Source organism: Dermatobacter hominis (assembly GCF_020715685.1).
Classification (GTDB): domain Bacteria; phylum Actinomycetota; class Acidimicrobiia; order Acidimicrobiales; family Microtrichaceae; genus Dermatobacter; species Dermatobacter hominis.
Genome location: NZ_CP085840.1, coordinates 3243541 through 3256165, shown reverse-complemented (window position 1 = coordinate 3256165; position 12625 = coordinate 3243541). Strand labels below are relative to the sequence as shown.

The following is a 12625-nucleotide window of genomic DNA, read 5'->3' as shown; positions in this document are numbered from 1 at the left end:
CGGGTTCACATCAGGTCATGGGCCTCGCCGTCGACATCCCCACCGCACCCCCCGGACCCGCCCGCGGCGCCACCGCCGCCGAGCGCGTCGCCTCGTCCGCCATCCGCGACCTCCTCCGGGTCGCCGAGCGCCCCGACGTGCTGTCGCTGGCGGGCGGCCTCCCCGACGTCGGGCTGCTCGACCCCGCCCGGTTCCGGGCGGCGTCCGAGGCGGCGACGTCGGTCGCCGGGGCCAACGGCCTCGTCGCGCTCCAGTACGGGCCGACGGCGGGGCTGGCCCCGCTGCGCGAGGTCGTGGCCGGCCGCCTCGGCGTCGACGCCGACGAGGTGGTGATCACCACCGGCTCCCAGCAGGCGCTCGACCTGGTGGCCAGGGCCCTGTGCGCGCCCGGCGACGTCGTGGTGGTGCAGGAGCCGGCGTACCTCGGCGCGGTGCAGGCGTTCCGGGCCGCGGGGGCCACCGTGGTCGGCGTCGGCGGCGACGACGAGGGCATCGACGTGGACGCGGTCGCCGACCTGCTGCACTCGGGCGCCGACGTGCGCGCCCTCTACGTCGTGCCGGACCACCACAACCCGACCGGCGCCGTGCTGTCCCCCGGCCGCCGCCACCGGCTGCGGGCGCTGGCCGCGGCGTACGGCGTGGTGCTGGTCGAGGACGCCGCCTACCGAGACCTCCACTGGGGTCCGCCGACGCGGACGCTGCACCGACCGGGCGCGGTCGACGGCGCGGCGCCCGGGCGCCGGACGGCGGAGGCGTCGACGAGGGTGGTGCACGTCGGGTCGAGCTCGAAGGTCCTGGCCCCGGGGCTGCGGGTCGGTTGGCTCACCGGGCCCGCCGACGTGCTCGACGCGGTGGTCCGCCTCAAGCAGGCGGCCGACCTCCACACGCCGACGTGGAACCAGCTCGTCGTCGCCCACCTGCTCGCCGACGACGAGCACCCCCATCACCTCGAGCGCCTGCGCCGCGAGTACCGGCGTCGGAGCCACGCGCTCCACCGAGCGCTGTCCGGCCGGCTCGGCGACCGGGTCCGCATCGACCGCTCCGACGGCGGCATGTTCCTCTGGATGGCGGCGCTCGACGGGACCGACACCGACGCCCTGCTCGAGCGAGCGATCGCCGCGGGCGTGGCCTTCGTGCCGGGCTCGGCGTTCGCGGTGCCCGGCCCGGGCCGGGCGGGTCCTGCCGGGCCCGACTCGGACAGCACGGCGCGCCTGTCGTTCGCGACCCTCCCCGAGGCGCGGCTCGAGGAGGCCGCCGCCCGCCTCGCGTCGGTCTGGTCGGGCTGAGGCAGCGCGCGCGGGCGACCCGGCGTCAGCGGGCGCCGCGCTCGGCCCGGGCCCGGTCGATGTCGACCGCGACGACCTGGCCCCGCTCCCCGAGCACCGCCACCGGCACCTCGGCGCCGACGTCGACGAGGTCGAGCTCGGACGGGTCGAGCGCGACCACGGCGGTCATCTGGACCGGCGTCGAGCCCTCGACCAGGTTGAGCACCAGGGTGTGGAGCTCCTGGCCGTGCTCGTTCCGGAGACCGGAGCCCCGGCGTCGGACGACGACGGCCCGGCCGGGTGCGCCGCGCCGGAGGACGTCGTCGGGAGGCGGGTCGTCTGGGATGACCCCCATCGTGGGCGCCCGGGCGCGTCGGCGTATCGGTGATGGATACGCAATACTCACTGCCCAACCGGAGGGAGGCGACCCCGAGGGTCGACCCCGGGGAGGACCATGCACCAGGACTGGGGAGTCAGCGGCCGCGCGGAGGAGCTCGAGCTCCTGACCTCGCTGCTGGCCGGTGGCGGCACCGGCGCCCTGGTCGTGGGCGAGGAGGGCGTCGGCAAGAGCCGGCTGCTCGACGAGGTCGGCCAGCGCCTCGACGGCGCCGATGTCGTCGTGATCCCGATCACCGCGACGCCCGGCTCCGCGCTGCTGCCGCTCGGGAGCCTGGCCCAGCTGATGCCGGTCGGCTCCACCTCGACCGGTCTCCCCGTGCTGCCGGTCCTGCGCCAGTCGATCACCGACCGGTCCGACGGTCGCCGACCGGTGCTCGTCGTCGACGACGTCCACCACCTCGACGACGCGTCGGCGGTGCTCGTGAACCAGCTCGTGACGAACGGCGACGTGGGCCTCGTCGCCAGCCAGACCGCCGGCACGATCGCGCCGGAGCCGGTGGCCCGGCTGTGGCAGGACGGCGTCGTCGACCGGCTCGACCTGGCCCCGCTCGGTCGCGACCACGTCGCCGAGCTCGCCGAGGCCATCGCCGGATCGCCCCTCGATGCCCTGTCGCTCGAGCTCGTCTGGGACACGACCGAGGGCAACGCCCTCTTCGTGCGCGAGGTGCTCATGGCGGCGCGCGAGTCGGGCAACCTCGTCGTCGAGAACGGCGTGGCGGCGATCCGATCCGTGCCGGCCACGGCGCCCCGGCTCGTCGACTTCGTCCGCCATCGCATCGGCGACCTCGACGAGGCGGCCAGCGAGGCGCTGCTCCTCGTCGCCGTGGGCGAGCCGCTCGGACCGGGCGAGCTCCCCGAGCGCGTGACGTCGGAGCTGCTGGCGCGCCTCGACGCGTCGGGGCTCATCGCCACGTCGCAGGACTGGCGTCGGGTGGTGATCCGGCTGGTCCACCCGCTGTTCGGCGAGGTGCTGCGAGCCGCCGCCTCGCCCCTGCAGCTGCAGCAGGTCCACCGGGAGCTGGCCGCGGCGGTGCGCGAATGCGGCGCCCGCCGCCGCTACGACCACCTCCGCCTCGCGCACTGGTCGGTGGCGGGACAGGTGCCGGTCGAGCGGGACCTGCTGCTCGAGGCCGCCCGCACGGCCCGGTTCAGCCAGGACATGGACCTCGCCCGCGATTTGGCGGAGTCGGCGTGGCAGGCGCTCCAGGACTTCGAGACCGGCGAGCTGCTCGCCGACATCTACTACGAGCTCGGCGACACGGCGGCCGCGTCGGCGCTGCGGCCGAACTGGGCCGCCACCGCCGAGTCCGACGACGAGCGGATCCGGGTCGAGATCAACTCCGCGATCACCCACTTCTGGAAGCGGGGCGACGAGCCGGCCTCCTCCGAGGCGCTGGCGCGCGCCGAGGCCCTCGCGCCGTCCGAGTGGCGCGAGGAGGCGACCGCGGTCCGATCGCTCCTGCTGGCGGCGCAGGGCCGCGCGACCGAGTCGGTCGCGCTCGCCGAGCCGCTGGCCGACCGACCGCCGGACCGGGTGCTCATCCAGGCGGCGATGGCGCTCACCCACGCCTACCGGACCCTCGGCCGGTCCGAGGACGCGGTGTCGGTCTGCGACCGGGCGCTGGCGGCCTACGCCGAGCTCGGCGAGCAGATCGCGCTCATCACGATGCGCGTCCTCGGGGTCGGGCGCACGGTCGCGCTCGCCGAGACCGGCCGGCTCGCCGATGCCGAGGACGAGGCCAGCCGATCCATGCAGCTGTGCCGCACCGAGGGCGAGATCGGCGGCATCGGCCTGGCGGCGCTCGTCCACGGCTGGGTGCAGTTCATGCAGGGCCGCCTGCGCTCCGCGCAGCGGGCCATGCGCCTGGCCGAGAGCTCGTTCGTCCAGACCGGCCACCTCGGGATGCAGCAGTGGGCGCAGATCGCGCTGGCGCTGGCGTGCGCGACGACCGGCGACGGCGCCGCCGCCCAGGCCTGGCTGGACCGCATCGACGAGGCCGGCCCGCACCCGGCCGACCTCTTCGGCGCCGCGCTCGCCCGAGCCCGGGCGTGGACCGCGATGTCGCAGGGCGACCCGGAGGGGGCGCGGGCGCTCCTCGAGCGGGGCGCCGACGAGCGAGCCGAGGTCCACGACGTGCAGGGCGAGCTCGCCTGCCTCTACGACCTGGCCCGACTCGGCGGCGCCGAGGCGTGCGAGGAGCGCATGCGCGCCACCGCGGCCCGCTGCCAGGGGGTGCTGGCCGAGGCCATGGCGACGCACGTGACCGGGATGGCCACGGGGCAGGCCGCGCTCCTGGGCGAGGCCGCCGACGAGCTCGCCGACATCGGCGCCCTGCTGTGGGCGGCCGAGGCCGCCTACGCCGCAGCCGACGCGGCCCGCAAGGAGGGCGATCCCCGCATGGCGGCGCACTGGTCGCGCGTGGCGACCGAGTGGCGGGGCGCGTGCGAGACCGCCGTGACCCCCGGGCTGGTGGCGGACCTCGCCCCGGTGCCGCTGACGCGCCGCGAGCGCGAGGTCGCGATCCTGGCCGCCGGTGGGCTGCCGGCCCGGGAGATCGGCGAGCGCCTGTACGTGTCGCGGCGGACCGTCGAGTCCCACCTCGCCCGCATCTACGGGAAGCTCGGCATCAGCTCCCGGAGCGAGCTCGCCGCGCTGCTCAACGATCCGCAGGACTGAGCGCCCGCCAGCACGCCACCTGCTCGGTGTCGTCGCCGACGACCACGCCCTCGGCGCCCTGCCGGCGGAGCAGCTCGACGCCGTCCTCCGCGCCGAGCACCAGCGCCGCCTTGGCCAGCGCCTCGGCCCACCAGGCCTCCTCGGCCACCGCCACGACGGCGGCCACGCCCGATGCGGCCGGCCGCCCCGTCGACGGGTCGATGAGGTGGTGCGCCCACCCGCCGCCGTCGGTCTGCCAGCGCCGCCGGCGGGTGCTCGACATCACGACGGCGCCGGGCCGGTCGAGCACGACGGACAGCAGCTCGGATCCGTCCCACGGATCGGTGACGGGGACCGGCCACCCGCCGTCGGGGACCTCCCCGGCGACGCGCACGTCGCCACCGAGCGACACGTGGACCGACCGGGTCCCGGTCGCGACGAGCAGCGAGGCGAGCAGGTCGGCGGCGAGCCCCTTGCCGATGCCGCCGAGGTCGAGGTGCAGGCCGGCCGGCCGACGGACCACGGCCGTCGGCGTGTGGCACGTCGACAGCGCCCGGAGCAGGTCCGCGCCCTCGTCGCCGCGCACCTCGACGAGCGCGCAGCCCGGCACGTCGGCGCCGACCGGGGCCGGCACGCTGCGCTCGGCCACGAGCTCGAACGTGCGGTCGTAGCCCGCGGCGACGAGGGCGTCGAGGACCGTCGGATCGAACGCGCCACCGGTCGAGCCCCACGCGAGGGTGGCGCGGCGGACGGCGGCGGCGAGCAGGAGCGGGACCTCCACCTCACCGGAGGGGTCGGCGTTCAGCCGGGACAGGTCGCTGCGATGATCGAACCTCGACCAGCACCGCTCCAACCGGGTGAGCACCCCGTCGATGCGTCGCCCCACGACGTCGGCGCCGTCGGGCCCGGACGGCACGCCGAGCCCCCGCACGTCGACCGCACTGCCCATGGCGCGACCGCGGTGGGTCCACCAGCCGCCGGTCACGGGCGCGTGCCGCCGGGCGCCACGGTCAGGACGGTCCGGCGGGCGGCGGCTCGTCGGGCGGCGGCGCGGTCGTCGGCGGCGCGGTCGTCGGCGGCGCCGTGGTCGGCGGTGCGGTCGGGGGCGGCGCCGTGGCGGTCGGCGCCGTGGGTGCGGGGGCCGTCGCGCCCGGCGACGGGGTGGCGGCCACCGGGGCGGGCGAGGCGGCCGGCGCGCCGGCGGCGACCGGCGCGCCCGACGGCGTGGGCGAGCCCGGCGCCGTGGTGGCGGCACCCGGCGCGGCGGTCGGGACAGCCCCGGCCGGGGCGGTCGTCGTCGGGTCGCCGGGCACCACGGGTGCGCCGGGCGATCCCGTCGCGGGCGTGCCGGGGGCCGCGTCGGCGGTACCCGGGGCCGTCGTCGGCGCGCCACCCGTGGCCGCGGTCGGCTCGCCGAGCGGCGCGGGGTCATCGGCCTCGGTCGCGGCCGTGACCGTCGAGCCCGCCGCCAGCACTGCGACCAGGCCGACGGCGGCGGAGCCGCTGACCGCGGCCGCCGCCCGGCGCGAGCGGGCCGCGGCGTGGCGCCGCTTCGTCCGTCCCGGGGCGGTCGCGGGGGGCGGCGCCGTCGGAGGGGCCGAGGTGACGACGAGCGGGTCGGCGACGACCGGGGCGCCGGGTGCGGCGGCGACGGCCGTCGCGTCGGCCGGTGTCGCCCCGGCCGGTGCCGGGTCGGGCGGCGAGGGCGGGTCGGGCGGCGAGGGCGAGTCCGGCGGCGAGGGCGAGTCCGGCGGCGTCGCCGGCAGGGTGGCCGGCGAGGTGGCCGGCATCGTCGCGGCGTCGATCCACGCCGGCGGCGCAGCGGGTTCCTCGACCGCCGGCGGCACCGGCGGCGACGCCGGCGCCAGCGGGGCGAGGGGCACGAACAGCACCTGGGGCGCGTCGGCCCGGGCGCGGTGTCGCCACGTCGCGTCGTCGTGTCCGGCGCCGGGTGGCGCCGCGTCGTTCGGTCCGGTCATCCCGCCCGCTCCCGTCTCGACCCGCCTGCTGGTGCTGTTCGGCCCGTCGGCCGATCAACCTGTGTCGGCAGATCGGGGCCCAGAACTCAAGCGCGAGGTGGGGATCCGGTCCGGGGCGGGGTCAGCCCGGCTTGCGCCACCAGACGCCGGTCCAGTCCACGGTCCGGATCGGCGCCTCGATGCCCCGCTCGGCGCGGTAGTCGTCGACCGCGGCGCGGCAGGCCTCCCAGCCCCCGTAGTCGTCGACGATCACGAACCCTCCGGGCGAGACCTTCGGCTCGAGCGCCACGAGCGCGTCCATGGTGGAGCCGTAGAGGTCGCCGTCGAGCCGGAGCACGGCGAGCTGCTCGATCGGGGCGTCGGGCAGCGTGTCGGCGAACCACCCCTCGAGGAACCGCACCCGGTCGTCGAGCAGCCCGTAGCGGTCGAAGTTCGCCTTCACCGCGTCGGCGTCGACCTTGAGGACCTCGACGTGGGACCAGTCGAGGTGGGCGTCGGCCGGGTAGCGCTCGTCGGGAACGGGCAGCCCCTCGAACGAGTCGGCCACCCACACCCGGCGCGCCTCGTCGTCGAGGGCGCGCAGCACGCCCCGCATGAGGATCGTCGCCCCGCCGCGCCAGACCCCCGTCTCGACGAGGTCTCCGGGGACGCCGTCGAGGACGGCCCGCGCGCAGCACCGGACGACGTTGTCGAGCCGGGCGGTGCCGATCATCGTCTCGGCGGTCGGCGGCCAGTCGCGCCCCTCGGCCCGGGCCTCGGGATCGCCCCGGCGGACGACGCGCCAGTCGTGCTCGCGGAGGATCGGCAGCACCTCGTCGCGCCCGCCGGGCCACTCGCGGAGGTCGGCGTCCCACCACTCCTGGTCGAGGAACGCCTCCCGGGTCAGGCAGCGCTGGAGCAGGTCGAGGTACGCCCGCGCCGAGGCGTCGAGCTCCTCGAGCGCGCCGGTGAGCGGATCGTCGGGCGACGGGGGTCGGGGCCTTCCATGGCGGCGACGGTACCCTCGGGCGGTGGCCGAGCCCGACGAACCGCTGCAGGTCCGACCGGGGCTCGAGATTCCCGCAGCCGACCTGCAGGAGCGCTTCACCACCTCGGGCGGGCCCGGCGGCCAGCACGCCAACCGCTCCCGCACGCGGGTCGAGCTGCGCCTGGACCTGGCCTCGTGCGCCGCGCTCAGCGATCACCAGCGCGACGTGCTCGTCGGGCGGTTCGGTCCCGAGCTCACCGTCGTGGTCGACGAGGAGCGGTCCCAGCTGCGCAACCGGGCGATCGCCCGGGAGCGCATGGCGGGACGGCTGCGCGCCGCGCTCGTCCCGCAGCGGACGCGGCGCGCCACCCGGGCGACGCGTGCCTCCCAGCGGCGGCGGCTCGACACGAAGCGCCAGCGCGGCGAGGTGAAGCAGCAGCGCCGGCGCCCCCGCCCCGACGACTGACCCCCGGCCCCCGCTTCTGACCCCCGAACCCCGTTTCTGACCCCCAGCCCCCGTTTCTGACGCCATCCATGCGTCACGGAGCCCACTCTGTGGCGTCAGAAACCCCGATGTCGGGTTCTCGTGTCACCCATGCGTCACGGAGCCCACCCTGTGGCGTCAGAAACCGGGGTGGGGCGGGTCAGGCGGGGTCGGCGAGGCGGATGACCACCTTGCCGGTGTTGGCGCCGGTGAACATCGCGTTCAGCGCGTCGACCGACGAGCGCAGGCCGTCGTACAGGTCGGCGTGGTAGCGGAGCCGGCCCTCGCGCTCCCAGCGCCGGAGGTGCTCGCCGATCTCGCCGAAGCGCGGGATGTCGTCGAGCGACAGGAAGCCGGTCATGGACGCGCGCTGCTGGATCAGCTGCAGGTAGTTGGACGGACCAGGCGCCTTCTCGGTGTCGTTGTAGGTCGAGATCGCGCCGCACAGCACGACCCGGGCGTGCATGGCCAGCCGGCTGAGCACGGCGTCGAGCACCGGTCCGCCGACGTTGTCGAAGAACAGGTCGACGCGCGGGCCCAGCTCCTTGATGCGGGCCGAGACGTCCTCGGTGCGGTGGTTGATCGCCCCGTCGAGGCCGAGCTCGTCGAGGAGCCACGCGCACTTCTCGTCGCTCCCGGCGATCCCGATCACGCGGGCGCCGTGCAGCTTGGCGATCTGCGCCGCGATCGACCCGGTGGCACCGGCGGCGGCCGACACGACGACCGTGTCGCCCTCCGCGACGCGGCCGACCTCGACCATCCCGATGTAGGCGGTGCAGCCGGTGGAGCCGTACAGCGACAGGTAGCCGGTGGTGTCGTAGCCGGGGTCGGGCTCCGACAGCCACGTGGTGAACAGGTCGTCGCGGACGATCGAGTACTCCTCCCAGCCCGCGAGCGAGGTCACGACGTCGCCGACGGCGTAGGCGTCGCAGCGGGAGGCCACGATGCGGCCGGCCGACGAGCACCGCACCGCCTCCCCGATCTCGACCGGCGGCAGGTAGCCCTTCGCCGGGCTGAGCCACGACCGCACCGAGGCGTCGATCGCCATCACCTCGTTGTGCAGCAGCGCCTCGCCCTCGGCGAGCTCCGGCAGGTCGACGGTGACGAGCTCGACGTCGTCCCACGTCACCAGGCCCTCGGGCCGGCGCCGCAGCACGATGCGCTCCATCGTGGGCGGGAGCGCCGGTGCCCCGCCGTCGACCGCGCTCACGAACCGGCCTCGACGCGCTCGGTGATCGAGCGGGGCACCTGGAACGTGGCGCCGAGCCCCTCGCCCCAGAGCGCCAGGTCGGCGGTGGCGGGCAGCCCGAGGCTGCGCAGCTCCTCGGCGAGCGCGCCGCGCCCGAGCTCGATCTCGACCTCCGACGGATCCACCGGCACGGGTGGCAGCTGCATGTCGAGCCCGAGCGACATCGGCACGCCGTCGAGGTACGAGTACGTCGTGGCCGACTCGACCGCCGGCTCCACGCCCTCGACCGACGGCCGCGGCAGGCGGACGAGGAGCGTCGTCGATCCCGCGGGCTCGTCCGACATCACGAGGCGCACGGTCACGGTGCCCTCGCCGGGCCCGGCCGAGTAGTCGAACGTCAGGTCCTCGACGGTCTTGGGCAGGCCCATCACGAGGTTGCCCGCCTTGCACGTGAACTCCTGGTCGACCGGCATCCGCCACTGGAACGCGCCGGCCAGCTCGGGGTGACCGACCGGGTGCACGAGCAGGCCGAGGTTCACCTCGTCGTAGTCGCCCCACGGGTTGCGGACGTAGTCGCACAGGGCGATCACCAGCATCGCCCGATCGGGCGCCACCTCGAGCACCTCGAAGGCGTCGCCGGGCAGGAGGGCCCGGGCCGGGCCGATCGGCACGGTGAAGGTCAGCGTGGCCGATCGCATCTCCTCGACGACCATCGGGAACCGGATCGCGACCCCGTCGAGCTCGCCCCAGTCCCGATCGTCCATCGCTCGTCGCTTCCATCGGGCGGACTGTAGGCCCAACGGCTCACTGCGAACGTCTGGACGGCTCATGTGCGGCGAACCGAACGCCCCTCAGACTGGATCCCATGAGTGGGATCCGCGCTGCACTCTCCGGCCGCCTCCGCGCCCGGGCCACGGCCGACGAGCGAGGGGCGACCCTCGTCGAGTACGCCGTCATCGTCGCCGTCTTCATCCTCCCCGCCTGGGGCGGCATCTCGTTCCTGAACGACACGGCCAAGACCGAGATGGGCACCGTGGCCGCCGGCGTCGCCTCCCCGAGGTCCACCACGACCGCGCCGGACGAGGAGGAGTCGACCACGACCACCACCACGACGACGACGACCACGACGACCACCACCACCACGACCCCGCCGACCACCACCACGACCAGGCCGCCGACCACCACGACGACGACACCGCCCACCACCACGACGACGAAGCCGCCGACGACCACGACGACCATCCCGAAGGCGACCACCACGGCGCCCGCCCTCACGACCGGCACCTACAAGAACCGCGGCAAGAACTACTGGGAGGTCGACGGGACGGTCACCGTCAAGGCGAACGGCAAGGCCGTGTCGGGCGCGACCGTGACGCTGAAGGTCGAGCGCTACGACAGTGCCGAGAAGCGGTGGGTGACGGTCAGCTCGGCGCTCGAGGTCACGACCAGCTCCTCGGGCGTGGCGAGCTTCAACGTCCGCGACCTCGACACCAACGACTCCCAGCTGCGGGTGACGATCACCGACGTCGAGGGCACCGGCATCACCTGGACGGCGAGCAGCTCGGACACGAGCACCGTCAACGATCCGTACTGACGAGCGTCCACCCGGGACCGACCACGGTCGCCGCGGGCCGGGCGGCCGGCGGCGCCGCACCTAGTCTCTCGCCGTGACCGGCGAGACCGCGACGAGCCTGCTGCTGATCGCCCTCGCCGCCGTCCTCGCCCCGGTGCTGTCCGAGCTCGTGGCGCGGTGGCGGATCCCGAGCGTCCTGTTCGAGCTGCTGCTCGGCATCGTGATCGGCCCGGCCGTCCTCGGCCTGGCCGAGGTGGACGGGTTCGTCGACGGCCTCAGCACGCTCGGCCTCGCCTTCCTCTTCTACGTCGCCGGCTACGAGCTCGACCTCCGCCGCATCAAGGGCGAGCCGTTCAACCGCGCCGCGACCGGCTGGGTGGTGACCGTCGTGCTCGGCCTCGGCGTCGCCGGCGTGCTCGTCGCCACGGGCTTCGTGCTGTCGGAGCTCCTGATCGGCCTGGCGCTCACCACCACCGCCATCGGCACCCTGCTGCCTATGCTCCAGGACCGGGGGCTGGTCGGCACCCGCTTCGGGGACCTCCTGGTGTCGGCCGGCGCGGTCGGCGAGTTCGGACCGGTGCTGGCGGTGACGATCTTCCTGGGGACCTCGAGCCCGACGACCGAGGGGCTCCTGCTCATCGTCTTCGTGCTGCTGGCGCTCGGGCTGGCGTGGATCGTGGAGCGGCCGCGGCCCCCACGGTTCGTCGAGGTGATGGAACGGCACCTCGAGAGCTCCTCGCAGCTCCCGGTCCGCGTGGTCATCCTCCTGACGACGGCCATGGTCGTCGTCGCCGTCCACCTGGGCCTCGACATGCTGCTCGGGGCGTTCGCGGCCGGGCTCATCGGCCGCGTGCTGTTCCCGCCGGACCAGTCCAAGCTGCTCGGGACGAAGCTCCAGTCGATCGGCTTCGGGTTCCTGATCCCCGTGTTCTTCATCGTCAGCGGGATGCAGTTCGACCTCGACGCCCTGACCTCCAGCTGGGACGTCGCCGCCCGCGTACCGCTCTTCCTCGCGCTGTTCCTCGTGGTGCGGGGGCTGCCGGCGATGGTCGTCTACCGGCGCACGCTCCCGACGCGGCAGCGCGTCGCGCTCGGCGTCCTGCAGTCGACGACCCTGCCGCTGCTCGTCGTGATCACCCAGATCGGGCTCGAGACGAAGGACATGCGCCCGAGCAACGCGGCCGCGCTCGTGGGGGCGGGCATGCTCTCGGTGCTGGTGCTGCCGATCGTCGGGTTCGCGGTGCTCGGCGAGCGACCGGACGAGCGGTCCGACGTCAGCTCTCCGAGCGCCAGCGATCCATCCCGACCAGCACCATGAGCAGCTGACGGGTCGCGTCGTCGGCGATCGCCGCGAGCCGCTCGTCGTCGTCGGGGTCGGTGTCGAGCGTGAGCTCGGTCGCGAACATCACCGCCTGCACGACCAGGCCGGCGAGGAGTTGCAGGTCGCCTGTGCTGACCGACGTGAGCGTCGCCCACCGGGCCAGGTCGGTCGCGAGCTCGCTGGTGAACAGCCGCACCTCCTGGCGGATGGCCGTCCGGAGCGTGGTGGACCCGCCGTAGCGCTCCTTCGCGATGAAGCGGAAGTGCTCCTCGTGGGTCAGCACGTAGCCGAGGAACGTGTCGACCGACGTCCGGACCAGGTGCGAGGTGCCCGCCGGTTCGGTCCGGATGTCGCGCATCGTGCGCCGGAGGGTCGCGAAGGACTCGTCGACGAGCGCGAGCCCGAGCGCCTCCATGGTGTCGAAGTGCCGGTAGAAGGCGGCCGGCGACAGCCCCGCCTCCTTCGTGAGCTCCCGCAGGCTCAGGCTCGTGAAGCTGCGCTCGCCACCGAGGAGCCGCAGCGCCGCGTCGAGGATCGCCCGCCGCGTCCGCGCCTTCTGGCGCTCCCTCGGCTCGGCCCTCGGCCTCGGCGGGGCGGCCTCGTCCTGCGCCGGGCCGTCACCCCGCCGCACCGGTGCGGCCCCGGTCCCGAGCGGTGCTGGTCCACCCTGTTCGCGGGAAGGTTGCTCCCTCGAGCGCTGCGTCACCCGCCCACCGTACCGTTGTGACAGGCGACCGGCCGGTTTCAGTGAACGACTGTTGACCGAGTTTGTTACCCCCGGTAAGTTCACCT

12 protein-coding genes are annotated in these 12625 nt (G+C 75.1%); 5 read left to right on the top strand and 7 right to left on the bottom strand.

The features are described 5' to 3' along the window. The first annotated feature begins 17 nt into the window (after window positions 1-17). Window positions 18-1286 carry an aminotransferase-like domain-containing protein gene (locus LH044_RS15370; RefSeq protein WP_227756465.1) on the top strand — a complete coding sequence of 423 codons (1269 nt, stop codon included), beginning with the start codon at window positions 18-20 and terminating at the stop codon, window positions 1284-1286. A 25-nt stretch (window positions 1287-1311) separates the two neighbouring features. On the opposite strand, the gene LH044_RS15365 is transcribed toward LH044_RS15370, so the two are convergent. Then, window positions 1312-1620: a hypothetical protein gene (locus LH044_RS15365; protein ID WP_227756464.1), complete on the bottom strand. Its 309-nt coding sequence runs from the start codon at window positions 1618-1620 to the stop codon at window positions 1312-1314. Between the two features lie 99 nt (window positions 1621-1719). Between LH044_RS15365 and LH044_RS15360 the strand changes: the two genes are divergently transcribed. Further along, complete coding sequence (locus LH044_RS15360; protein WP_227756463.1) at window positions 1720-4341, top strand: helix-turn-helix transcriptional regulator; 2622 nt, start codon at window positions 1720-1722, stop codon at window positions 4339-4341. On the opposite strand, the gene LH044_RS15355 is transcribed toward LH044_RS15360, so the two are convergent. The 3 genes from LH044_RS15355 to LH044_RS15345 all read right to left on the bottom strand — a co-directional run bounded on the left by LH044_RS15355 (window position 4322) and on the right by LH044_RS15345 (window position 7185). Beyond that, a complete protein-coding gene (locus tag LH044_RS15355) occupies window positions 4322-5269 on the bottom strand; it encodes an FAD:protein FMN transferase (protein WP_227756462.1) in 948 nt (315 codons plus the stop codon). The two genes, LH044_RS15360 and LH044_RS15355, sit on opposite strands and share 20 nt — an antisense overlap. 61 nt (window positions 5270-5330) lie before the next feature. After that, window positions 5331-6299 (bottom strand): hypothetical protein, encoded by a 969-nt coding sequence (locus LH044_RS15350; protein WP_227756461.1) that lies wholly within the window; start codon window positions 6297-6299, stop codon window positions 5331-5333. Between the two features lie 121 nt (window positions 6300-6420). Further along, window positions 6421-7185, bottom strand: a complete 765-nt coding sequence (locus LH044_RS15345) for a TylF/MycF/NovP-related O-methyltransferase (protein WP_374210633.1) — start codon at window positions 7183-7185, stop codon at window positions 6421-6423. Between the two features lie 124 nt (window positions 7186-7309). Between LH044_RS15345 and arfB the strand changes: the two genes are divergently transcribed. Further along, window positions 7310-7732: an alternative ribosome rescue aminoacyl-tRNA hydrolase ArfB gene (gene arfB / locus LH044_RS15340; RefSeq protein ID WP_227756459.1), complete on the top strand. Its 423-nt coding sequence runs from the start codon at window positions 7310-7312 to the stop codon at window positions 7730-7732. A 178-nt stretch (window positions 7733-7910) separates the two neighbouring features. On the opposite strand, the gene LH044_RS15335 is transcribed toward arfB, so the two are convergent. Both LH044_RS15335 and LH044_RS15330 read right to left on the bottom strand, forming a co-directional pair. Then, window positions 7911-8918: an NADP-dependent oxidoreductase gene (locus LH044_RS15335; RefSeq protein WP_374210632.1), complete on the bottom strand. Its 1008-nt coding sequence runs from the start codon at window positions 8916-8918 to the stop codon at window positions 7911-7913. A gap of 38 nt (window positions 8919-8956) precedes the next feature. Beyond that, complete coding sequence (locus LH044_RS15330; protein WP_227756457.1) at window positions 8957-9703, bottom strand: acetoacetate decarboxylase family protein; 747 nt, start codon at window positions 9701-9703, stop codon at window positions 8957-8959. Between the two features lie 101 nt (window positions 9704-9804). On the opposite strand from LH044_RS15330, the gene LH044_RS15325 reads away from it, so the two are divergent. Then, complete coding sequence (locus LH044_RS15325; protein ID WP_227756456.1) at window positions 9805-10533, top strand: Flp family type IVb pilin; 729 nt, start codon at window positions 9805-9807, stop codon at window positions 10531-10533. A gap of 73 nt (window positions 10534-10606) precedes the next feature. After that, window positions 10607-11830 (top strand): cation:proton antiporter, encoded by a 1224-nt coding sequence (locus LH044_RS15320; RefSeq protein WP_227756455.1) that lies wholly within the window; start codon window positions 10607-10609, stop codon window positions 11828-11830. On the opposite strand, the gene fabR is transcribed toward LH044_RS15320, so the two are convergent. Continuing rightward, window positions 11787-12539, bottom strand: a complete 753-nt coding sequence (gene fabR, locus LH044_RS15315) for an HTH-type transcriptional repressor FabR (protein ID WP_227756454.1) — start codon at window positions 12537-12539, stop codon at window positions 11787-11789. The two genes, LH044_RS15320 and fabR, sit on opposite strands and share 44 nt — an antisense overlap. Window positions 12540-12625 lie beyond the last annotated feature (86 nt).

What these genes read in the sequence shown, in the direction of transcription:
- LH044_RS15370 (WP_227756465.1), top strand. Translation starts at nt 18, where the DNA reads ATGGGCCTCGCCGTCGACATCCCCACCGCACCCCCCGGACCCGCCCGC.
- LH044_RS15365 (WP_227756464.1), bottom strand. Translation starts at nt 1,620, where the DNA reads ATGGGGGTCATCCCAGACGACCCGCCTCCCGACGACGTCCTCCGGCGC.
- LH044_RS15360 (WP_227756463.1), top strand. Translation starts at nt 1,720, where the DNA reads ATGCACCAGGACTGGGGAGTCAGCGGCCGCGCGGAGGAGCTCGAGCTC.
- LH044_RS15355 (WP_227756462.1), bottom strand. Translation starts at nt 5,269, where the DNA reads ATGGGCAGTGCGGTCGACGTGCGGGGGCTCGGCGTGCCGTCCGGGCCC.
- LH044_RS15350 (WP_227756461.1), bottom strand. Translation starts at nt 6,299, where the DNA reads ATGACCGGACCGAACGACGCGGCGCCACCCGGCGCCGGACACGACGAC.
- LH044_RS15335 (WP_374210632.1), bottom strand. Translation starts at nt 8,918, where the DNA reads ATGGAGCGCATCGTGCTGCGGCGCCGGCCCGAGGGCCTGGTGACGTGG.
- LH044_RS15330 (WP_227756457.1), bottom strand. Translation starts at nt 9,703, where the DNA reads ATGGACGATCGGGACTGGGGCGAGCTCGACGGGGTCGCGATCCGGTTC.
- LH044_RS15325 (WP_227756456.1), top strand. Translation starts at nt 9,805, where the DNA reads ATGAGTGGGATCCGCGCTGCACTCTCCGGCCGCCTCCGCGCCCGGGCC.